Genomic DNA, 19,522 nt, shown 5'->3' with positions numbered 1-19,522 from the left:
CACCCGCCCAGGTACAGGGTGGAGCCCGACGTGCAATGCGTGCCACTGAACGACCTGCCGAAGATCCGCCACCCCCCCTCTGGCTACGTAGTGGTGGGATCGGGCAAGACCGGGATCGACGCTTGCCTGTGGTGTCTGCAAAACGGTGTTGCGCCCGCAAAAATCTGCTGGATCATGCCGAACGATCCGTGGTTGATCGACCGGGCCAACCTGCAACCCGGCCCCGACAGCTTCGAACGAACAATCGGCGGCCTCATGGCACAATTCGAAGCCATCGCAGCCGCAGACTCGATCCCGGACCTGTTCGCAAGACTTGAGGCCGCGGGCCAACTCCTGCGTATGGACAAGTCAGTCGAACCCACTGCTTATCGCTGCGCCACCGTCACACAGGCGGAATTACGCGAGCTTCGACGCATCGGCAACATTGTGCGCCTGGGCAGGGTGCGAGCTATCGAGCCAACGCGCATCGTGCTGGACCGGGGCAGCATCGCCACGAACCCAGGCACTCTGCACATTGATTGCAGCGCCAGTGCCATCCCTTCACTGCCTGAAATGAAGGTGTTCGACGGCGGCAAGATTAACCTGTTGATGGTCAGCAGTTGCCAACCCGTGTTCAGCGCGGCCTTGATCGCTTACGTGGAAAGCCACCTGACCGATCGAGCGCAAATGAACGCGCTTTGCACGATGGTCCCCCCGCCTCACGTCCCCACGGACTGGATCAGAATGTGGGCGGTCTACCTGGGTAACCAACTACGCTGGGCAGAGCATGAAGGCCTGTCGCGCTGGATCAGGCAGTCGCGCTTGTTCTTTCTGACGGCGGTGCTCAGGGGCCTGCAAGAATCCGACACCGAGAAAATGGCACAACTGTATCGGCTCTCGGTCAGCAGGCAGAAGGCTCAGGCGAATCTGCCGCGGTTGCTGGAGTCCATCGTTTGAAAAGCAGGAAGCGCACATGAACGAGCCACACCTGGAAATGCTTGATATCAATGGCATCCGCATGCAGGTAGCAACGCAAGGTTGCGGCCCGTTGGTCTTGCTATGCCATGGTTTTCCGGAGCTGTGGTACTCGTGGCGCAACCAGCTTGCGGCGTTGGCGACCGCTGGCTATAGAGCGGTCGCGCCTGACATGCGTGGCTATGGCGGCACCGATGCGCCGGCCGAACCCGACGCCTACACCATGCTCCACCTGGTAGGCGACATGGTGGCGTTGGTCCACGCACTCGGCGAACAACAAGCCGTGATCGTCGGTCATGACTGGGGCGCGCTGGTGGCATGGAGCGCAGCAATGATGCGCCCCGATCTGTTCCGCGCAGTGGTTGGCATGAGCGTTCCCTTCTCGCCACCAGGTCGCGTGGAGCTCCTGAGCGCGCTTGCCTCGCGGGGTATCAGCGACTTTTATATCCAGTACTTCCAGACGCCGGGTGTGGCCGAGGCCGAGCTGGAAAGAGATGTCGAGTCGTCGATCCGGCGCATCTACTTCAGTGGCTCGGGTGACGGGCCCGATGGGCCGGTGTTCGGCCGGCTGCAGCCGGGCCAGGGCTTCCTGGGTGGGATGATCGAGCCCGAAACCCTGCCAGCCTGGCTAAGCCTTGCGGATATTGCCTACTACACCGGCGAATTCACCCGCAGCGGATTTCGTGGCGGCTTGAACTGGTACCGCAACATGATGCGCTCATGGGCACTGTTGGCACCCTGGCGCGGTTGCATTATCCGGCAGCCGTCGATGTTCATTGCCGGGAGCCGCGACGCCGTGCTGAAGTTTCCGGGCTCCCCGCAGCAGATCGAAGCCTTCGCGCAGACACTGCCGGGCCTGCGCGGGTGCCATATCCTCGAAGATGCCGGCCACTGGATACAGCGAGAGCGCGCGACAGAGGTCAATGAACGGCTACTGGGCTTCCTGAAACGACTCTGATGACGTATCACCAGCATTTAATACAAATTCTCATTTGTATTTTCTGAATACTGCTGTTTCAAATCGTCAAGGGTTCAATCAATCCGGGGGCTGCGCCAACAGGTCAAGCAACCGAGGCTCAATCGAAGTCGCTGTTACCTCGAGCAGGGCCAGCGTGACAGGCAGCTTGAAGCGTCGTCGCCCCGCACTGCCTGGATTGACAAACAATCGCTCCCCACGCCATTCCATGCGTGGCATGTGGGAGTGGCCGGTGATCACCAACTTTATGCCTGGGTCCAGATCGACCGGAACATCGGCAATGTCATGCACTAACAGCGTCTGCCAACCGTTGAGGTCCAATCGCAGAAAATCAGGGAGATTTGCTGCCCATGCCTGGTTTTGATCATTGTTCCCGCGCACGACGTGCAGCGTAGCGATGGACGCCAGTCGCTCAAGAATTTCCGGGCTACCGATGTCGCCGGCATGAATGATCTGCTCGCACCCCGCCAGGGCGGCAAGCGCTTCGGGACGGAGCAAGCCGTGGGTATCGGAAATCACGCCAACTTTCATGCAAGCTCCAGAACGATAGGGGCAATGGCCTGAATAATATTTGGACACCAGGGAATCGAACGGTACCCAAAGCGGTCCAACACGTGCGCAAGCTGCCCGAATGATCGCCTGCCGACCGCCATTGCCTCTGGGAGAACCAATTGTCACCTGCCTTTATGCGTCAACTTGTCCGCTTGGCGATAGCGCTTTTCTGCGTGGCTACTTCGTCCTCTGCTTTCGCCTGCCCGCAAGGACAGTACCAGGTCTGCATGGGCGCTTGTTTTTGTGCTCCAGGCGCCAAAGGGGACGTTGGGGAAATCTTCGATAACATGAACCAGATAGCGGCCGCCGGTTTACAGAGCTGGATCGTGCAATCGCGCAATACCCTGGCAACGGGTGATATCCGGCCAGTCCCGCTGAATATCCGGGCCCAGCTCGAACCCTACTATGACATTGGAGTGCTCGATTCGGCTCGCTACAAGGTTGGCGACGATGCGGAATTGAACGCCGCAAACACCATGCTGCAGAATCCCGATGTCAATGCAGTCACCCTTGTCGACATCATCGTCTTTCGCAGTCCCGATGATGCACTGAACAATGTCGCGCTGTGGGCGCACGAACTGAAGCACGTGCAGCAGTACCAGCAATGGGGCGTCAGCGAGTTCGCCACTCGCTATACCCGTGATTACTCAGCCGTCGAAACGCCTGCCTACGCGATCCAGACCCAGGTAGCCAGAGCGCTGAGGGCCAGCGTGGCCCAGCCAGGGTCTCCTCGAGTTCCTTCAGTGGACGCAGCGATAACCAATGAGTAGCTATGCTTGGATTGTTGACAGACTCTGTTAGCAACATCGTGAAAGGAGGCGTTTGAGATGCAACTCATCACCTTGAAAATCGATAAACCGGATGTGACGAATTTCATTTTGGGTCAGACGCACTTCATCAAATCCGTCGAGGACATCCACGAAGCGTTGGTTAATGCCGTGCCGGGTATCCAGTTTGGCGTGGCCTTTTGTGAAGCCTCTGGCAAGTGCCTGGTGCGATGGTCTGGCACCGATACCTCAATGATTGAACTTGCACAGAAGAATGCCAAAGCCATCGCCGCAGGCCATAGCTTCATCATTTTCCTGGGCGACGGCTTCTACCCGCTAAACGTGTTGAACAGCATCAAAATGGTTCCAGAGGTATGCCGTATTTTTTGTGCAACCGCCAATCCAGTCGAAGTGATTCTCGCTGAGACGCAACAAGGGCGAGCAATCCTGGGCGTAGTGGATGGCTTATGTGCCCATGACATTGAAGGCGATGAAGACATCCAGTGGCGCAAGAACCTGTTGCGGCAAATTGGCTACAAGCTGTGAATTGCAGAGCGGGCATTTCGTGAGAAAGGGACTGGTCTGATTTCGTCTGGCTGAACATCTGCGACGTGTCGTTTGCAGCGGGTCCCTAGAACTTTTCCTTATTTATCGGTCTATGTGGGTAGGCACATCCGCTCGGTAAGCGCGAGCTCGCAGGCTTCCCGCAGCCAGATGGCCATACCCCCAAATGTCAACCAGAGGTTTTCTTCGCTCATGAAATTCCATGATCCACGGATGGTGCTCTTCGGCCTGTTCGCGCTCGCGGCAATGGGCTCGGCATCAGCAACACAGATGAAGGCCTCAACCTCTGTTTTCGCAACTGAAGTCGCAGCCGTTCAGGTTCCGGTCCAGGCTGCCGGCAACCCTTGGCCAACCCTGGCCAGTATGGCCGGCAAGCAGCCTGGGCCGTTGCTTGCCCATGACGACCGATACTGGCACGACGGCCGTTGGCATGATCGTAGAGACGATTGGCGCCGAGACGAATGGCGCAGAGAACAGTGGCGTAGAGAACAAGCCCGTCGAGAAGCCCTGCGCCATCGTGATTGGGAATACCACCAGGATCGGGCCATGCGGCACCGCTACGAGGACGATCACCGCTACTATCGTCGCTAGTGCCTGCACGATGAAGGCACCACCTTCCTAGCCTTGCTGGCCAAGGCTCGCAGCCGCAGCGCCATCGAGATGCTCAATGCCGAACGCTTGAGCCTCACCGAGATTGCCGAGCGATTGACTTTGAGTGACCTTTTGAGCTTTTCCCAGGCATTCAAGCGCTGGCATGGGGTAGCTCCGAGTCATTTCTCGCTGCGAAAAAGTAGCGGTGGCATGTGCTGGATGACGAACTGGAATGATCAATGAGCTCAGTTCACACCTTCCCAAGACGCTCGCCTGAGCAGCCTCCTGATTCAACGAATCAAGTCACGGATATTTACCTGTAGAGCAGATCCTTATACGATGAAGTCCGTTCTACTGCGCGCCATCAGATCTGAGTAAGCTATGGTTGTTATGCATAACAAAGCGATCTAACAAAATGTGCTCTATAGCCACGAAAATTTTGCGTAGAAAACCAAGCAGAATCTGCATGCAGGTTCAACTACTTCTACAACTAAATACAATACCATTGAGCACCTGAACAATGAACAACCCTGATTCTGCGCCCGAAAGCTCTAACGCTTTCAGCATCGTCATAGTGAATTACAAAACACCGGAAATCACCAAGATATGCCTGGACTTATTGCACCAGCATGTGGGCAGCAAAGGCGTCCCAATCTGGGTAGTTGACAACTATTCCGCCGATGAAAGCACTGAGTATTTACGCACGCTTGACTGGATCAATTTAATCGAGCGTTCTGTGACTGAACCAGAACCGGGCCACATCGCGCATGGCAAGGCACTTGACCTGGTGCTGGAGCAGATTGAAACTGATTATTTATTCTTGATGCACACTGATACGTTTGTTTTCGACAAAAATGTTTTTCCGATGATGCTGAATAAATGCTTGAAAAACCCGAACGTCGTGGCCGTCGGTTGTGTTGAGCAATTAAACCGCGGTGCCACCAGAACTTTTTGGCGTTTTAGCTCGCGACTATTCAAACATCATTTCCGGCGTCTGAAAATCTCGATGGGGTTGCGCTCCAGAGAGCCAAAACCGTACAAAGAAGTCTACTTGAAAAGTTTCTGCACATTGTGGAACTGCAAACTTATCAAACAGCACGACTTGCATTTTTCGATGGATGACCGTGTACCAGGCTATACTCTCCAAGACCGCATGACCGAACTTGGCTATGTCGTTGAAATGTTATCACCGCGTAAAATTTTCAGTTACCTGGATCACATTCAGGCCGGCACTGTCGCCGCGGCTGGTGGTTATGACAAGAGTCATAGACGCACCAAAATGTACAACAACATCCTTAAGCGTCTGAACAAGGACGACAAAAAAAGTTAAGCTACGAATAGACGCAACGAGCCGTGCGCTCAACGCTGTTTGACGTCACTTAATAAGTCTTTATATCAAGTTATTGGAGCGGTAATGGCCCCCATCACTCAAGCACTACCTATCACCTTGTCCCCGGAGCTTGATTTCGACCAAAACGCCGCCAGCGCCTTTGGTGAGTCATTGACCAGTCGCTATACTCAGGCTACGCCATTTCCGCATATCGTCATCGACAATTTCTTGCACGAAGACCTGATTGCAAGTATCTGTTCGCACTTCCCGACCGAGCCAACCAACAACGAAATGCTCTACGAGCGAGGCTATAAAGGTCAACGAAAACGTCAAATCAGCCCCAACGAATGCGCGCCCCATTTGAAGGCTGTTTTCAACATCTTCAACTCGGCACCCATGTTGCAATTTCTTGAAAAGCTCACAGGCATCGAAGGTTTGATACCCGACCCCTACTTTGTCGGTGGCGGCCTGCATGAAACCAAAAGCGGTGGTTTCCTGGGGGTGCACTCGGACTTCAGGCTAAACAAAAAGCTTAATGTCGAGCGCCGACTGAATATCATCATTTACCTGACTGAAGACTGGCGAGAGGAATACGGCGGCAACCTGGAACTTTGGGATGTCGACATGAAGACCTGCCTTAAAAAAATCCTGCCAATTTACAATCGTTGTGTCATTTTCAACACGGACAAAGACAGTAATCATGGGCACCCAGAGCCTTTAACGACTCCAGAGCACATCACCCGCAGGTCTATCGCACTTTATTACTACACCGCAGGAACCATGGTGATCGATCCCGCACAAAGAAACAAAACCCACTACAAACCAAGGCCAAAAGATCGTTTTAGCCTAAAGTACTACATGAACAAACTCATCAAGAAGAAAAACTGAACTGTATCGCCAGACGATCGAATTCGTGCTTTTTTGAGCGTTAGCTTGCCAATCAGGATATGCCCCCCCATGCTCAGTTACAGCATCGATCAAATGGTCCATGGGGGCGCAGGGATAAACTTTGACTCGATCCATTGTTTGAACGCGACAACCACGGCACTGGGAAATCTGGCCGATGGCCTGACCAGATAAACCCCGCCTGCGGCATCCAGTTGCCAGTCAGGCAGGACATGCAACAGCCGCCCGGCAGCAATATCACGACTCATCAACCAGTCACCGGCGCCCAGTATTCCCGCACCCGCGCGGGCCGCTGCCAGTAATGATTCACTGTCATTGGCCGTCAGGTTTCCTTTGGGTGAAACCGTCTGAAGTTCGCTGCCGCGATGGAGTCTCCACTGGGGAAAAGACGCAAGACCGCTGAAGCGAAGGCAATTGTGATTGATCAACGCCTGTGGAGTTTCGGGCATGCCGAACTCTCTGATGTAAGCAGGCGAGGCGCACAGAATCCGGCGATGGTCACTCAGTTTTCTGGCTATCAACCGATTGTCTTCCAATTCTCCGATTCGGATTGCAGCGTCAAAACCTTCATCAATGATGTCGACCAGACGCTCGCTATAGTCTGCAAGGATCGAGACATGCGGATAAGCCTTGAGAAACTCCGGCAGCATCGGGCCAAGCCAAAGCCGTCCCATGGCTGCGGGCAATGCAAGTCGCAACGTACCCCGAATTTCGCTGGCACCTTCGGCCGCTTGCTGCTGCGCTTCATTCATCAACTCGATGGCTGAGCGAAGACGCAGCTCCAGCTTGGCACCGACTTCAGTAATTCGCACCTGCCGGGTCGAACGCTCCACGAGCCGAACGCCAAGGCGTTTTTCCATTGCCGCGAGCCGCTTTGAGACGATGGTTGGGTGTCGCTGCAATAGCCGGCCGGCGCCGACAAATGAGCCTTGCGAGGCCACGGCCAGGAACGCAGCGATTTCGTCACTGTGCTGATTGTTCAGAACATCAGGATTCATGGTTTTAGAATGATCGCCCCCGATGTACGCCCCGACTCCAGGTCGGCATGCGCCAATGCTGCGTCCGCCAGTGAATAGCTCGCCTGGATCCGGGGTTTGATGATACCCGCACCGATGGCGGCCAACACATCCTGCGCTCGTTCCTGGTATTCCGTGACACTCGCCGTATGGGCTGCCAACGAAGGACGTGTCAGGAACAGCGAGCCTTTGGCGTTGAGTGTCGACAGTTCCACGGCTGACGGCGCCCCCGATGAAGCGCCGAACGATACCATCACACCACGTGGTCGCAAGCTATCCAGGGAGGCCTGGAAAGAAACATGCCCTATCGGGTCATAGACGACGTCGACCTTTTTCCCGTTGGTGATATGAGCGACATTCGATGCCAGGCTGTCAGCGTCGAACACCAGGACTTCATCACATCCCGACGCTTGAGCTTTTTCGACACTGGCCTGCTTTGATACCACGCCGATCACGGTGGCCCCCAAGTGTTTTGCCCACGGCACCATAATTTCCCCCAGCCCTCCAGCCACACCGTAGAGCAGAATGGTTGTGCCATGCCCTACGGGATAGGTGGTTTTCAAAAGGTACTGCGCAGTGATGCCCTTGAACATGACAGCTGCGGCATCATCGAACGACAGTGCATCCGCAATCCTCACCAGCCGCTCTGCCGGATAAAGCCGGGCCGAAGCATACGAGCCAATAGGGCCGGTCGCATAGGCGACGCGATCTCCAACTTGCACATTACTGACACCGGCACCCACAACGGCGACACGCCCAGCGCCTTCCAGCCCAAGTCCGGATGGCAACGCAACGGGCACCGCGCCCTTGCGTTGGGTGACGTCGAGGAAGTTGACACCGATAGCTTCTTGCTCGAGCCAGACCTCGCCTTGCCCTGGCGATTGTTCGCTCAGTGTTTCCACATTCAGTACTTCAGGATTGCCGGGCTGGTTAAACCGGATCGCAGATACCATGGTCATTTCCCCTTCAGTCAGAAGCTGACTTCACATATGAGCTTCTAGTTTGAGAACTGACCCTGTAATGAACAAGACAGGTTGAATGCAGATCATTAGTGCACAGATTGCAGCAATAACACTTCTGATACCACACGTTATTGCGTAGATCGATGCGGGTCCTGGTAATTATGGCGACGCCAAAGGCTATCGCCGCCAGTCCTCAAAACGCCCCGTGGCATCCCGATCGCGTTCGTAGTGGTGTGTGAGCGCAAACGGCGGCAACCAGGCCTCGCGACGCACGATCCAGCTCTCGTAGGTTGGGGTCAGTTGGTCTGGGGCATCGAGGGACCCGAGGTTCACCTCGATTTCGTCTGCGCTGCGCGCGAATACGGACGAACCGCAGTGCGGACAGAAATGCCGCCCGGCGTAGGCACGTGTTTCGCCTTCGATCGTCACCGCATCCTGATGAAATATCGCGGACGCATGAAACAGCGCCCCGTGATGCTTGCGGCAGTCGAGACAGTGACAAACGCCAACCCTGAATGGACGCCCCACTGCGACAAGGCGTACGTTGCCGCACAAACAACCGCCGGTGAATTGGTCCATGCAGTGTCTCCTCCAGGCTGTCCGAAACGGCGTATCAGCGTGGAAACAGGAACGTCACGGCGGCGCGAAAGCCCCAGCCTTGCGGGCCGTCTTCCGGGCTGTCGAGCCAGTAGCGCGGGCCGGCCTGCACCGTCAGCGGTTGGCCGCCGATTCATCGGCCTAAAAAGGCTGACTTTGGACCATCCCCCAAAGCTGTAAAAACAGCGTTGACGTGTTCCAGGTCGCGACTGATGCGACGCCGAGGCGTTGACTGCGCAATCGCTCAGTCAACGAGCGTCGATGATCGATTGCGATGAGGCCATGAGCGTTTTTTACACACTCTGGGCCAGAAGCGGACGTGTTGACGCTTGTTACTCTCATTGGAGGTTGTCAACCGACCACGACGCTGGGAAGCTACAGTGACGTTTACCATAAGGACATGCTGAAATGAACGCGCGAAAAATTTTAATCACAGGTGCTGCGGGCCGAATCGGCAGCGCTTTTTGGCAAGCGCATTACGATAAATCAGATTTGCGTTTAGCCGACATAGATGTATCAACACTTCCGCAATCGGCACAACGTTTCGCTCTCGACATCAGCGTTCAAGCCAGTTGCCTTGAAGCTTGCGAAGGCATACATACAGTGATTCATCTAGCGGCTGACCCTCGCCCAGACGCCGATTTCATGACCTCCCTGCTCCCTGTGAATATTGTGGGCACCTACAACATGCTATCCGCCGCAAAGGCTCAAGGCTGCGAGCGCTTTATATTTGCGAGCAGCGCTCAGGCTATCGAAGGTTATCCAGAGGATGTCCAGATACATGAATGTATGGCACCTAAGCCAGGCAATCTATACGGGGTCAGCAAAGCGTTCGGGGAAGCTCTTGCTTCGATGTATGCAAACGATGGTCAAATGACGACAATCGCAGTCCGTATTGCAAACGTAGCTATATTTCACCAAGGGGAAAATCACAGTCACAGGGATGTAGCTGCTTTTATTAGTATCAGGGATGTTGTCGCACTACTTAGAAATTGCGTCGAGGCCGAGCTGAGCGGATTTCATGTTATCCACGGGGTCTCAGATAACAGATATAAGCGACTTTCTATCGAGAAGACCAGAAAAGTTGTGGGGTACACCCCCCTTGATGATGGATTTGAGATTCTGGAAGGACACGCTCAACCTGACTGACCACCAGTAACTTCCTCTTCAACTGACTACGTCAAAAACGGTCGTTCCTTCTCAAGCTATCGAGGCCACCGTTTCCTGAACTTGCTCACGGCCGCGTTGTGCGGTTTGCTCGGACACCCGGGACGCCTCGCTGGTGCTGACGGCATTGCGTGCGACCTCGTCGCAACGCATAGAACACCAGGCCTGTCAGTACCACTGGCGCAATTGCAAAACCTATGACGATACGTTGTGCCGTGCTCAACCTGGCCATGTCCTGTGCTCCCTGATTAATTCCCGCCCGACGCCCGGCACATCTGAAAACCGCATGTACTCACAAGCCTTCGATCCACCCTGCCCCCGGTCGTTTTAATGGCCGCGAATGTAGTGTTCCAGTTGCCGGATCAGCTCGGCCTGCTCGACGATGGCTTCTTTAACCAGATCACCAATCGACAACAGGCCAATCAGTTGGTCGCCCTCCACCACCGGTAGATGGCGCAAATGACTGTCAGTCATGACCGCCATGCAACGCTCAATGCTCTGCTGGCTGTCTGCTGTCACGACGGGCGCGCTCATGATGGCCCGGACCGGCGTACCGACCGAGGAGCGCCCCTGTAGAACGACCTTGCGCGCATAGTCGCGTTCGCTGATCACGCCGACCACCTGCCCCTCCTCCATGACGGGTAGAGCACCGACATTTTTTTCCGCCATCATCTTCAACGCTTCAAGCACCGTCTGGTCTGGCGCGATGCTATGCACCCGCCGGTTCTGCACGGCCTTGAGCTTCAGCAGTTGTGCGGCTGTTTTCATATGAGCCTCCGATACTGTTTGTCATTGATCATCGACTCCGCTGGCGCCTGGCATACATCATTAATTGAATGAGCGCTCAGACCCCGGCGAAATCCATGTGGTCAAGCCACTGCGACCTCCACCAGGCCTGCATTCAGGCGCACCGGCCAGACTCGCAGGCGCTGCTGGGGATACTCCAGACAACTGCCGTCCTCAAGGCGGAAATGCTGTTTGTAGAGTGGCGAGGCAATCACCAGATCGCCCTTGATGCTGCCGATCAGCCCGCGACCAATGACATTCGCCCCGGATTGCGGGTCATGATTATCGATGGCATAGAGGCTCTTGCCTTCGGCAGCCGGCAGGTAGAACAGCGCCACTTGTGCACCGTCGAGCCAGACCACGACGCCGGAGTTACTCACCAGATCCTCCTGGCTGCACACCGCTTGCCAGGCATCGGGATTGACCAGGGATGAACTGGAATAGGCTCGCTGGGTATCGGACTGGCTCATCAGGCAATCTCCTCGATGACAGGGATAAGGTGGAGTTCAGAGGCCATGATCGGCCGGCGCTGGCCGCGTTCCTGGACAAAGTGGATGTCCGGGTCCGGGCGTTGATCGTTGACGAAGGTGCGGAAACGCTTGAGCTTTTCCGGGTCTTTCAGGGCGTTGGCCCATTCGCATTCGTAGCGGTTGACCACCAATTGCATCTGCGATTCGAGCTCAAAGCCAAGCCCCAGGCTGTCGTTGATGATCACGTCCTTGAGGTAATCCAGGCCGCCCTCCAGGCTCTCGCGCCAGACCGAGGTGCGCTGCAATTTGTCGGCGGTGCGGATGTAGAACATCAGGAAGCGGTCGATGTAGCGAATCAGGGTGGCGTCATCAAGGTCGGTGGCGAACAACTCGGCGTGGCGCGGGCGCATGCCGCCGTTACCGGCCACGTAGAGGTTCCAGCCTTTCTCGGTGGCGATCACGCCCACGTCCTTGCTCTGCGCCTCGGCGCACTCACGGGTGCAACCGGAGACCGCGAACTTGAGCTTGTGCGGCGAGCGCAGGCCCTTGTAGCGATCCTCGAGGGTCAGGGCCATTTTCACGCTGTCCTGCACGCCGTAACGGCACCAGGTGCTGCCCACGCAAGACTTCACCGTGCGGGTCGATTTGCCATAGGCATGCCCGGTTTCGAAACCGGCCTCGATCAACTCGGCCCAGATGTCCGGCAACTGATGCAACTGAGCGCCGAACAGGTCGATGCGCTGCCCGCCGGTGATTTTGGTGTAGAGGTCGTATTTCTTCGCCACCACGCCAATCGCGATCAGTTTGTCCGCCGTGATCTCGCCCCCGGCGATGCGTGGCACCACCGAATAGGTGCCGTTTTTTTGCATGTTGGCCATGAAGGTGTCGTTGGTGTCCTGCAACGGCACCAGCGAGGCGTCCATGATCGGCTGGTTCCAGCACGAGGCGAGGATCGATCCCACCGCCGGTTTGCAGATGTCGCAACCGGTGTGGCCACGGCCATGCTTGGCCAACAGTTCATCGAAAGTGATCACGCCCTCTACCCGTACCAGCGCATAAAGCTCCTGGCGGGTGTAGGCGAAGTGCTCGCACAGGCTCTTGTCGACACTGACGCCACGGGCAATCAGTTCATGCTCGAACACTTGCTTGAGCAGACCGGCGCAACCGCCGCAGCCGGTACAGGCCTTGGTCTGCGACTTGAGCTGGCCCAGGTCGGTGCAGCCGCCGTCGATGGCCGAACAAATGGAGCCCTTGGTGACGTTGTGACAGGAGCACACCGTGGCCGACTCGGGCAGCGCACCCGGGCCCAGGGTCGGCGCGCCTTCGGAGGACGGCAGAATCAGGCTGGCGGGTTCCGCTGGCAAGACAATGGCGTTCTGCATGTATTGCAGCAGGGTGTCGTAATAGCTGTTGTCACCGACCAGCACTGCACCGAGGACATGTTTGCCACTTGCATCCACCACCAGGCGGCGATAGCTGGCGCTGGTTTCGTCGATGAATTGATAGCTGCGCGCGCCCGGGGTATTGCCGTGGGCGTCGCCGATGGAGCCGACATCCACCCCCAGCAGCTTGAGCTTGGTCGACATGTCGGCACCGGTGAACGGCTCGGCGACTTCCTTGCACAGACGGGCCGCGACGCTGCGCGCCATCTGGTAACCCGGCGCGACCAGGCCGAACAGGCTGCCGTTCCATGAAGCGCATTCACCGATGGCGTAGATGTTCGGGTCGCAACTGAGGCACGTGTCGTCGATCACCACGCCACCGCGCGGACCGATCTCCAGCGCGCATTGACGAGCCAGCGCGTCTTGAGCGCGGATACCGGCGGAAAACACGATCAGGTCGGTTTCGAGGAATTCGTCGTTGGCAAAATTCATGCGATAGCGGTACTGCTCGCCCGCGCTGATCGATTGAGTGGCGCGGGACAGGTGTACGCCGACGCCCAACCGTTCGATCTGCGCCTTGAGCGCCTGGCCACCGAGTTCATCGAGTTGTACCGGCATCAAGCGCGGCGCGAATTCCACCACGTGGGCTTCAAGGCCCAGGCTCTTCAAGGCGTTGGCGGCTTCCAGACCCAGCAAGCCACCGCCGACCACCACGCCGCGCCGGGCATTGGCCGCCGCAGCCCGAATGGCATCGAGGTCTTCCAGGGTGCGATAGACCAGGCGCGATTCACCTTCGGCGCCTTCGATTGGCGGAACAAACGGATAAGACCCGGTGGCCAGAACCAATTTGTCATAGGTGACGCAACCTTGCGAGGTGACCACCTGGCGACGGACGCGGTCGATCTCCAACACCGGCACACCCAGATGCAGCGTAACGCCGGGTGTCTGGTAAAGCGACGCATCGGACAGCGCCAGCGACTCGGCATCACGACCGGAGAAGTACTCGGAAAGATGCACACGGTCATAGGCACGCATCGGCTCCTCACTGAATACGTGCAGCCGGTAATGGTCAAGCGCTCCCCGCTCGATCAGCTGTTCGACACAATGATGTCCGACCATGCCATTACCGATCACAATCAACGTCTGCATCTTGTTCAACGTGGCAACATTGGAATTCATAGAAAGCACCCAGCCCGAGCCAATCACAGTTTTAAAAGCAAAAAAAAACGCCTGAAACCTTGCGGTTCCAGGCGTCTTTGCCTGTTCTTTTGCGGTGTTGAAACCAGACGTCTATGCCTGATCCACCGATGCTGCCCACGACCTGTCCGGCCAATCGATCGTCGTTGACCGAGGGGGCTGTCCACACGAATGCGCTCCAGGTGGACCTGATGTCAGCCTTGCAGCCTTTGTGCCAGTCAGTAGCAAAAAGACTTCAACTATCTGGAAACACTGACTCTTGAGCCGGGGGGATTGTCACGGCGACTGCTGTCCAGGCGCGTTTCGGCAAGTGTCAGCCGATTACCAGGGAAGGTGAATGGTCAAGGGCAACCATTCGAGACGCTGGAGCTACCGCAGGCGAAAGCTCTTTGCGGCGCATCCGACTGGTGCACGTTGTTACGCATAGCGCTTTATAAAAGTGCATGTACGGTTCGATTCCACAGCTCGCTGGAACTCAAGTCCACTTCAGGCAACGGGTCATCTCGACGCCAGGCGTTGTCGTCATCACGTCCTCGGAGAACAGCCATCTGCCGAGCGTTGACGAGGCCGCGGCCGGACCTCCCTTCTCCGAGTCCCGTCTCAAATCAATCGAGACTAGAACCCAGACCGAAACAGCGCGAGAGGAGCTGCTCACACCGCCAGAAACGAGTAGCGCGCGATGCAACCTTTAAAGTTTTGAAAAGCTGCGACCTGCCCCCTCACAGGAATACAGGTAGTCAATCAGATCATTACTGACTTGGCAGTAATCGATGCTTCATGTTTCAAGGCTGGTGATCGGGCTGGTTGGCCTGTCTACCGACGGCTCCGAATTCAATCGGGGTCTTTATGTAAAACAAGGAGATATCTTCGACATCAAGTCGCTCAAACAGGCGAACGTACTCCTCTTCGGTAATTGCCAGGTGGATTTCGGTAGGCTGATCGGCCAGCTCAAAAAAATGCGAGGAATGCAGTTTCCCTGAATGCCCGAAGCCTTCGATACCCGTTGCCAAGGTGGCACCGCGCAAGCCCATCTCTTTGGCCAGATCGACGAGCCATTCACCCAGCATTTTTCCGCGATGTCGACGGTTCTGTTGGGTAAAGAAAATCACCAAAAAGCCTTTCATGACTCATCACCTCTCTAGCGTGTGCCAATCAATTGAAACGAAACAAGCCCTGCAACGGTCATCGCCAGTGAGCCTGCCACGTGTAGCAAAATGGCGCCAATTGCCCAAAGAAGCCTGCCTTCCTGAATCAAGGTGACAGTTTCGGCTGAGAATGTAGAAAAGGTCGTCAGGCCCCCACAGAAGCCGGTGATGATCATCAGTCGCCATTCAGGACTCAGTGATGGCGTTGCAGCCAGGAAGGCAATCGCAAAACCGATGATGTATCCCCCCGATCATGTTGGCGATCAGGGTTCCTGGCGGAACAGTCGGGAACAGGGCATTGAGTTTGATGCCCAGTAGCCAGCGTCACCAGGCCCCGAGGGATGCGCCAATAGCGATAACGAGTAGTGACTTCAGCATAGCTGTCCGCCTCCTCGCGGCATAAGCAGGCGGGAAAACTCTAACAGCTGGATGAGCAGATGGGGGATTAACGGAGAGTTTGTAATCACGGTCTGCTTTCCCCAACGTCTAAATTGGGTTGTGTGCAGCCGGTCGTCGCTGCGGCATGTCATTGGTCAAGCCACATGCAAACAGGTGGTCAATACGAATGCGAATGCCTGGTCAGTGGCAATGCAATTCGGTGGTCACCTCAGTGCAATTTCCCATCGTGCGTTTATCAGTTTTTGAGAGTTATTGATTCGGATTATCCAGCCGTTACTGGCAGCATTCGGCCCGCATTGACCGGCGTGCAAGCACCTGCTTTGCGTAACCGGCTGGCGAGTACCAGTGCCCGAATATGTGGCGCCCAGACCAATGCCTGGAGCCAGCTCGGAACCCGAATGACAACTTTCATCACTTGAGAACCAAATACATGGGCATGTCGAATAAATGGATTGTGGGTATAGCTTTGAGTTGTGTATTCCAGGTCGGCTGTGTCTCGAAAGTGGCGCAGCAAGAGCAGTACTCGGGCTTCCTGGGCAACTACCAGGGCCTGGAGGAGCAAACTACGCCGAGTGAGCAGAAGGTATTGCGCTGGGTATCGCCGGGGTTCGATCCTCGCGCGTACTCCACGGTGGTGTTCAGGCAGATGGAGCTGTATCCAGCGCCGCAGCCGACCGCACGCGTCAGCCTGAAGACCCTGCAAGACCTGCAATTGATGGCCAGCAACAGCGTCAAGACCGCCTTTGCCCAGCGCTACACGATCGTCCCTTATGCGCAGTTGGTACCGACCGATTCGCGATCGCTAATCCTGCAAGCGGCGATCACTCACGTCAGCGCCAACAACGAAGGCATGCACTGGTATGAGGCTGTTCCAATCGGGGCCATTGTCGGGGCAACGCAAGCAGCCACCGGGCATCGGGATCAGACTGCCGAGATGTACATCGAAGCCAACCTGATCGATGCCAAAACCGGTATGCCGGTCGCGAAGATCGTTCGCAAGGTATTCGGCGAGACCATCAAGAATGCCGAACAGCCGATTGTTGCCAATGATTTCAAGGTTGCACTCAAAGGCATGACCGACGATATGCAGGCCCTCCTCCTAAAGCGTTGACGCTCAGGTAAACCCCATCGCAAGCAGACCTGCATGGGGTTTCAATGTGATACCTTGCCGTGTTTTCCCTCTGACAAACCGTTAACCGTACCGACGCCTGACGTGAGACTCAATGATGAAAATACTGGCCCATACCTTAGCGCTCGTTACGATATTGCTGAGCACCAGCGCCCTGGCTGCGACCGTGGTTCCCCTCAAAGGTCAGACCTCCCAGACCATCCAGCAGGACACCAGTGCCTGCCAGTCCCAGGCCAACGCGCAACATCCGGTACAAAGCACTGTGCCATCCGGTGGGCGGGTAAAGGGCGCCGCAACCGCCGCGGTAGCCGGGGCGACCGCGGCGGAAATTCGCGGTCGCCAACATGAAAACCTCTATGACCAGATCGACAACGATACCAAGCAAGATTATCGCCAGAACCGCGCACACAGTGCCGCAGCTGCCGGCGCCGTCGTGGGGGCTTCCAGGCAACGCCAGGAGCGACGGCAGAATCTGAGTGCGAGCGAACAAAGCATCACCGCCAACAACTCCGTCTACAGCAGCTGCCTGCAACAACGTGGCTACGATGTCTTGCCTTGATCGGCGACGACAATGGCCTGAAGTGTTTGTGTATGTGTATGTGTTTCCCGGGATTGCGTAAAGAACCAAAAAAAAGCCCCGGGCCCTTCATGGAAGGACTCGGGGCAAAGCCTTAGAACGAGAGGTGAGGATCGTTTACGCCGCGACAAACAAGCCCTGTACGCGATGTGCGTCAACGCTCCTCGAGATCCATTTAAATCGGTAAAACCCCTGGTTCAAAGCTAATAAGAATCAAAAATAATCTTTCACAAACCTGGCGCACAAAAACACAGTCATTAATTTGTATCCTGATAGTTCAGGCTGAAATAGAAGCCTGTCGCAACAGCGAGGTTAGTTCATTCAGACGTGGCTCCGCGCAATCCCACCCGCCCGAGCTTGCAGTTTTCGGATAGCGCAGATAATCCATTCCAAGCATTATTCACGGTGTCCAAATCAAAAGCCGTGGGTCATCCAGCAATGCTTTTCCCTTGTTTGATTCAACTGATACCTCTGACAGGCCGGGCTGCTTGCCGCACGGCACGCCTCTGAAACGAGCCAGTCCGGCATTGTAAATGTGACACACAGTGCACCTTCCGCCTGGCCCTCATCTTCGTTCACCTCGCAGACCAGAATGCATCGAGCCAAATCCGGCCCCTATACTCAGGCCAGTACCGCCTGAACGGAAGATTTCTATGAGCTACACCTTCAAGTTGAAAAATGGCGCCGTGGCGGTATTCGACCCGGACAGCGCCATGCTTTCCATTACAACACCCCATGGAGATGTACAAAATTCCACGTTAGGTAGAGCTGAGTCGCGTCTGTTGGACCTGCTGCTCACGGAGCCAGGTGTCACTAAAAGCCGCGATGAAATCATCGAGTACACCTGGAATGACCGCGTGGTTGCCTCCGGCAGTTTGAACCAAACGGTTTTCTCGCTACGCAATATTCTCAATGACAGTCGGGATCACGAGATCCTGATGACTGTTCCTCGACGCGGATACTGCTTCAACCGGCATTGTGTAGTCGATGCAGCAGCAGATGTACCAGCACCCTCAGAGCAAACAGTCCAGCCACCCGCCCCCATCCCTGGACAACTACCGCCACCTGGTAGTGATGGGCTGCTTGCGCCCTCAGGTAAAACCAATAAATCCACTCGCATTACAAAGGCCCAGCTGATCGCTTATATGGTTACGCTGGCAGTCGTTGCCTTTACTATTTTTCAATTCGACTTCGACACGCCAAGAATTGAAATTTCCAGCGTCGACAAGAATGGACTGGTCATTCACGCCGTGGGCAGCGATCTTGCCGAGGCTCAAGCGCTCATGGATCTGTCGGTCAAACAAACTGAACAGCTACCGCCAAACCTGAAGGGCCAGGTCTGGATCAACCTGTATAAAGCCAATTATTCCGTTTCGTGCATTCGCCCGGATCTAAGCACTGCAAATCTGCAATTGAACAGCAGCGAAAGAGACCTCGCCTTGATGATTCGTCAATGTCTGGAAGTCACCTTATGAAGTTCGGAATTCCGCAAGCCGTTCACTGGCCCCTTATAGGCTTGATCAATGCATTGTGCATTTTCTCTTTTGTCTATTCACCTTCGCACTACATGGAAAATACCAGTTACCAGACAAAATCCCGACAATGGCTGGAGGATCTCAATCAACTCAACACCGAAGAGTACCTCACTATCGGGCATGGTCGACTCACGGGGACTACGCTTGAAAGCCTGAATGGAAAAATCCGCAATGCGACCATCTCGGCGAATATAATCGGAGAAAACAATACACACGTCGAGATAAAAGTCAGCAATATCAAACTCAGCCAGGACAATGAACTTTTTGCCATTGAAAAGACCCCTGACCTGTTTTTCAGACGTCAATATGTCTTGCAAGAAGGCGCCATTCTAAACTACGAATTGATCCCGACCCAGGATAAAAACGCCGTGTGTTTTTACATCCATGAACTTGGCCGCTTGCGCTGCATGAACCATTAATCGGGCTGCCACAGCGACTCGATGCCCGCCTGGCACAGCGTCACATCAAAGAATTCTCAAACAAAAATAATACTTATTGATTTGAATCAAACGCCTCTCCT

The 19,522-nt window shown here is 55.6% G+C and carries 21 protein-coding genes and 2 pseudogenes; 13 read left to right on the top strand and 10 right to left on the bottom strand.

Features of this window, described 5'->3' with window-relative positions; translation table 11 throughout:
* Together KGA83_RS01410 and KGA83_RS01405 are read left to right on the top strand one after the other, a co-directional pair.
* On the top strand, positions 1-936 hold a 936-nt coding region (locus KGA83_RS01410), incomplete at its 5' end, for an NAD(P)/FAD-dependent oxidoreductase (RefSeq protein WP_223527784.1).
* A gap of 16 nt (positions 937-952) precedes the next feature.
* Positions 953-1,912 carry an alpha/beta fold hydrolase gene (locus KGA83_RS01405; protein WP_223527781.1) on the top strand — a complete coding sequence of 320 codons (960 nt, stop codon included), beginning with the start codon at positions 953-955 and terminating at the stop codon, positions 1,910-1,912.
* A gap of 78 nt (positions 1,913-1,990) precedes the next feature.
* Here the strand turns inward: KGA83_RS01405 and KGA83_RS01400 are convergent, their stop codons facing one another.
* Positions 1,991-2,461 carry a metallophosphoesterase family protein gene (locus KGA83_RS01400; RefSeq protein ID WP_223527779.1) on the bottom strand — a complete coding sequence of 157 codons (471 nt, stop codon included), beginning with the start codon at positions 2,459-2,461 and terminating at the stop codon, positions 1,991-1,993.
* 155 nt (positions 2,462-2,616) lie between these two features.
* Here KGA83_RS01400 and KGA83_RS01395 point away from each other — a divergent pair, with 155 nt between their 5' ends.
* From KGA83_RS01395 to KGA83_RS01370, 6 genes are all read left to right on the top strand, one after another.
* Positions 2,617-3,252 (top strand): DUF4157 domain-containing protein, encoded by a 636-nt coding sequence (locus KGA83_RS01395; RefSeq protein ID WP_411741893.1) that lies wholly within the window; start codon positions 2,617-2,619, stop codon positions 3,250-3,252.
* A gap of 57 nt (positions 3,253-3,309) precedes the next feature.
* A complete protein-coding gene (locus KGA83_RS01390) occupies positions 3,310-3,795 on the top strand; it encodes an adenosine-specific kinase (protein WP_223527776.1) in 486 nt (161 codons plus the stop codon).
* A 210-nt stretch (positions 3,796-4,005) separates the two neighbouring features.
* Complete coding sequence (locus KGA83_RS01385; protein ID WP_108216075.1) at positions 4,006-4,404, top strand: hypothetical protein; 399 nt, start codon at positions 4,006-4,008, stop codon at positions 4,402-4,404.
* A 3-nt stretch (positions 4,405-4,407) separates the two neighbouring features.
* Positions 4,408-4,647 (top strand): helix-turn-helix domain-containing protein, encoded by a 240-nt coding sequence (locus tag KGA83_RS01380; RefSeq protein WP_223527793.1) that lies wholly within the window; start codon positions 4,408-4,410, stop codon positions 4,645-4,647.
* 277 nt (positions 4,648-4,924) lie between these two features.
* Positions 4,925-5,734 carry a glycosyltransferase gene (locus KGA83_RS01375; RefSeq protein ID WP_223527774.1) on the top strand — a complete coding sequence of 270 codons (810 nt, stop codon included), beginning with the start codon at positions 4,925-4,927 and terminating at the stop codon, positions 5,732-5,734.
* 84 nt (positions 5,735-5,818) lie between these two features.
* On the top strand, positions 5,819-6,622 hold the full coding sequence (locus KGA83_RS01370; protein WP_108215750.1) for a 2OG-Fe(II) oxygenase: 804 nt from the start codon (positions 5,819-5,821) through the stop codon (positions 6,620-6,622).
* A gap of 89 nt (positions 6,623-6,711) precedes the next feature.
* On the opposite strand, the gene KGA83_RS01365 is transcribed toward KGA83_RS01370, so the two are convergent.
* The 4 genes and pseudogenes from KGA83_RS01365 to KGA83_RS01350 all read right to left on the bottom strand — a co-directional run.
* Positions 6,712-7,638: a LysR family transcriptional regulator gene (locus KGA83_RS01365; protein WP_108215751.1), complete on the bottom strand. Its 927-nt coding sequence runs from the start codon at positions 7,636-7,638 to the stop codon at positions 6,712-6,714.
* Complete coding sequence (locus tag KGA83_RS01360; protein WP_223527790.1) at positions 7,635-8,609, bottom strand: quinone oxidoreductase family protein; 975 nt, start codon at positions 8,607-8,609, stop codon at positions 7,635-7,637. The genes KGA83_RS01365 and KGA83_RS01360 overlap by 4 nt, the downstream gene beginning before the upstream one ends.
* Positions 8,610-8,795: 186 nt before the next feature.
* Complete coding sequence (locus KGA83_RS01355; RefSeq protein ID WP_223527772.1) at positions 8,796-9,197, bottom strand: GFA family protein; 402 nt, start codon at positions 9,195-9,197, stop codon at positions 8,796-8,798.
* 34 nt (positions 9,198-9,231) lie between these two features.
* A pseudogene (locus KGA83_RS01350) lies at positions 9,232-9,348 on the bottom strand (transporter); the annotation flags it as partial.
* 275 nt (positions 9,349-9,623) lie between these two features.
* Between KGA83_RS01350 and KGA83_RS01345 the strand changes: the two are divergent.
* A complete protein-coding gene (locus tag KGA83_RS01345; protein ID WP_108215753.1) occupies positions 9,624-10,364 on the top strand; it encodes an NAD-dependent epimerase/dehydratase family protein in 741 nt (246 codons plus the stop codon).
* Positions 10,365-10,709: 345 nt separating this feature from the next.
* On the opposite strand, the gene KGA83_RS01340 is transcribed toward KGA83_RS01345, so the two are convergent.
* From KGA83_RS01340 to crcB, 5 genes and pseudogenes are all read right to left on the bottom strand, one after another.
* Entirely contained in the window at positions 10,710-11,150 is a 441-nt protein-coding gene (locus KGA83_RS01340) for a CBS domain-containing protein (protein WP_090456003.1), read from the bottom strand.
* A 101-nt stretch (positions 11,151-11,251) separates the two neighbouring features.
* Positions 11,252-11,638: a nitrite reductase small subunit NirD gene (gene nirD / locus KGA83_RS01335; RefSeq protein WP_108215754.1), complete on the bottom strand. Its 387-nt coding sequence runs from the start codon at positions 11,636-11,638 to the stop codon at positions 11,252-11,254.
* Positions 11,638-14,199: a nitrite reductase large subunit NirB gene (nirB, locus tag KGA83_RS01330; protein ID WP_108216077.1), complete on the bottom strand. Its 2,562-nt coding sequence runs from the start codon at positions 14,197-14,199 to the stop codon at positions 11,638-11,640. Before nirB ends, nirD begins: the two co-directional genes overlap by 1 nt.
* A gap of 800 nt (positions 14,200-14,999) precedes the next feature.
* Positions 15,000-15,341 carry a DUF190 domain-containing protein gene (locus tag KGA83_RS01325; protein ID WP_108215755.1) on the bottom strand — a complete coding sequence of 114 codons (342 nt, stop codon included), beginning with the start codon at positions 15,339-15,341 and terminating at the stop codon, positions 15,000-15,002.
* A gap of 14 nt (positions 15,342-15,355) precedes the next feature.
* Positions 15,356-15,740: pseudogene (gene crcB, locus KGA83_RS01320) on the bottom strand (fluoride efflux transporter CrcB).
* Positions 15,741-16,191: 451 nt separating this feature from the next.
* Between crcB and KGA83_RS01315 the strand changes: the two are divergent.
* From KGA83_RS01315 to KGA83_RS01300, 4 genes are all read left to right on the top strand, one after another.
* Positions 16,192-16,872 carry a DUF3313 domain-containing protein gene (locus KGA83_RS01315; protein ID WP_108215756.1) on the top strand — a complete coding sequence of 227 codons (681 nt, stop codon included), beginning with the start codon at positions 16,192-16,194 and terminating at the stop codon, positions 16,870-16,872.
* A 115-nt stretch (positions 16,873-16,987) separates the two neighbouring features.
* Positions 16,988-17,449, top strand: coding sequence for a YMGG-like glycine zipper-containing protein (locus KGA83_RS01310; protein ID WP_108216078.1), 462 nt, complete (start codon positions 16,988-16,990; stop codon positions 17,447-17,449).
* 671 nt (positions 17,450-18,120) lie between these two features.
* Entirely contained in the window at positions 18,121-18,942 is an 822-nt protein-coding gene (locus KGA83_RS01305) for a transcriptional regulator (protein WP_108215757.1), read from the top strand.
* Positions 18,939-19,421, top strand: coding sequence for a hypothetical protein (locus KGA83_RS01300; RefSeq protein ID WP_108215758.1), 483 nt, complete (start codon positions 18,939-18,941; stop codon positions 19,419-19,421). Before KGA83_RS01305 ends, KGA83_RS01300 begins: the two co-directional genes overlap by 4 nt.
* Positions 19,422-19,522: the final 101 nt, after the last annotated feature.

The sequence above is a fragment of the Pseudomonas sp. GL-R-19 genome (assembly GCF_019956375.1).
Classification (GTDB): Bacteria; Pseudomonadota; Gammaproteobacteria; order Pseudomonadales; family Pseudomonadaceae; genus Aquipseudomonas.
Note: the sequence above shows the minus strand (reverse complement) of the source record. Positions and strands in the feature narration are given on the sequence as shown.

Coding starts and splice junctions, on each gene's coding strand:
- KGA83_RS01365 (WP_108215751.1), bottom strand. CDS start 7,638: ATGAATCCTGATGTTCTGAACAATCAGCACAGTGACGAAATCGCTGCG.
- nirD (WP_108215754.1), bottom strand. CDS start 11,638: ATGAGCCAGTCCGATACCCAGCGAGCCTATTCCAGTTCATCCCTGGTC.
- KGA83_RS01400 (WP_223527779.1), bottom strand. CDS start 2,461: ATGAAAGTTGGCGTGATTTCCGATACCCACGGCTTGCTCCGTCCCGAA.
- KGA83_RS01395 (WP_411741893.1), top strand. CDS start 2,617: ATGCGTCAACTTGTCCGCTTGGCGATAGCGCTTTTCTGCGTGGCTACT.
- KGA83_RS01375 (WP_223527774.1), top strand. CDS start 4,925: ATGAACAACCCTGATTCTGCGCCCGAAAGCTCTAACGCTTTCAGCATC.
- KGA83_RS01340 (WP_090456003.1), bottom strand. CDS start 11,150: ATGAAAACAGCCGCACAACTGCTGAAGCTCAAGGCCGTGCAGAACCGG.
- KGA83_RS01325 (WP_108215755.1), bottom strand. CDS start 15,341: ATGAAAGGCTTTTTGGTGATTTTCTTTACCCAACAGAACCGTCGACAT.
- KGA83_RS01315 (WP_108215756.1), top strand. CDS start 16,192: ATGGGCATGTCGAATAAATGGATTGTGGGTATAGCTTTGAGTTGTGTA.
- KGA83_RS01310 (WP_108216078.1), top strand. CDS start 16,988: ATGAAAATACTGGCCCATACCTTAGCGCTCGTTACGATATTGCTGAGC.
- KGA83_RS01370 (WP_108215750.1), top strand. CDS start 5,819: ATGGCCCCCATCACTCAAGCACTACCTATCACCTTGTCCCCGGAGCTT.
- KGA83_RS01300 (WP_108215758.1), top strand. CDS start 18,939: ATGAAGTTCGGAATTCCGCAAGCCGTTCACTGGCCCCTTATAGGCTTG.
- KGA83_RS01305 (WP_108215757.1), top strand. CDS start 18,121: ATGAGCTACACCTTCAAGTTGAAAAATGGCGCCGTGGCGGTATTCGAC.
- KGA83_RS01355 (WP_223527772.1), bottom strand. CDS start 9,197: ATGGACCAATTCACCGGCGGTTGTTTGTGCGGCAACGTACGCCTTGTC.
- nirB (WP_108216077.1), bottom strand. CDS start 14,199: ATGAATTCCAATGTTGCCACGTTGAACAAGATGCAGACGTTGATTGTG.
- KGA83_RS01345 (WP_108215753.1), top strand. CDS start 9,624: ATGAACGCGCGAAAAATTTTAATCACAGGTGCTGCGGGCCGAATCGGC.
- KGA83_RS01390 (WP_223527776.1), top strand. CDS start 3,310: ATGCAACTCATCACCTTGAAAATCGATAAACCGGATGTGACGAATTTC.
- KGA83_RS01405 (WP_223527781.1), top strand. CDS start 953: ATGAACGAGCCACACCTGGAAATGCTTGATATCAATGGCATCCGCATG.
- KGA83_RS01360 (WP_223527790.1), bottom strand. CDS start 8,609: ATGGTATCTGCGATCCGGTTTAACCAGCCCGGCAATCCTGAAGTACTG.
- KGA83_RS01385 (WP_108216075.1), top strand. CDS start 4,006: ATGAAATTCCATGATCCACGGATGGTGCTCTTCGGCCTGTTCGCGCTC.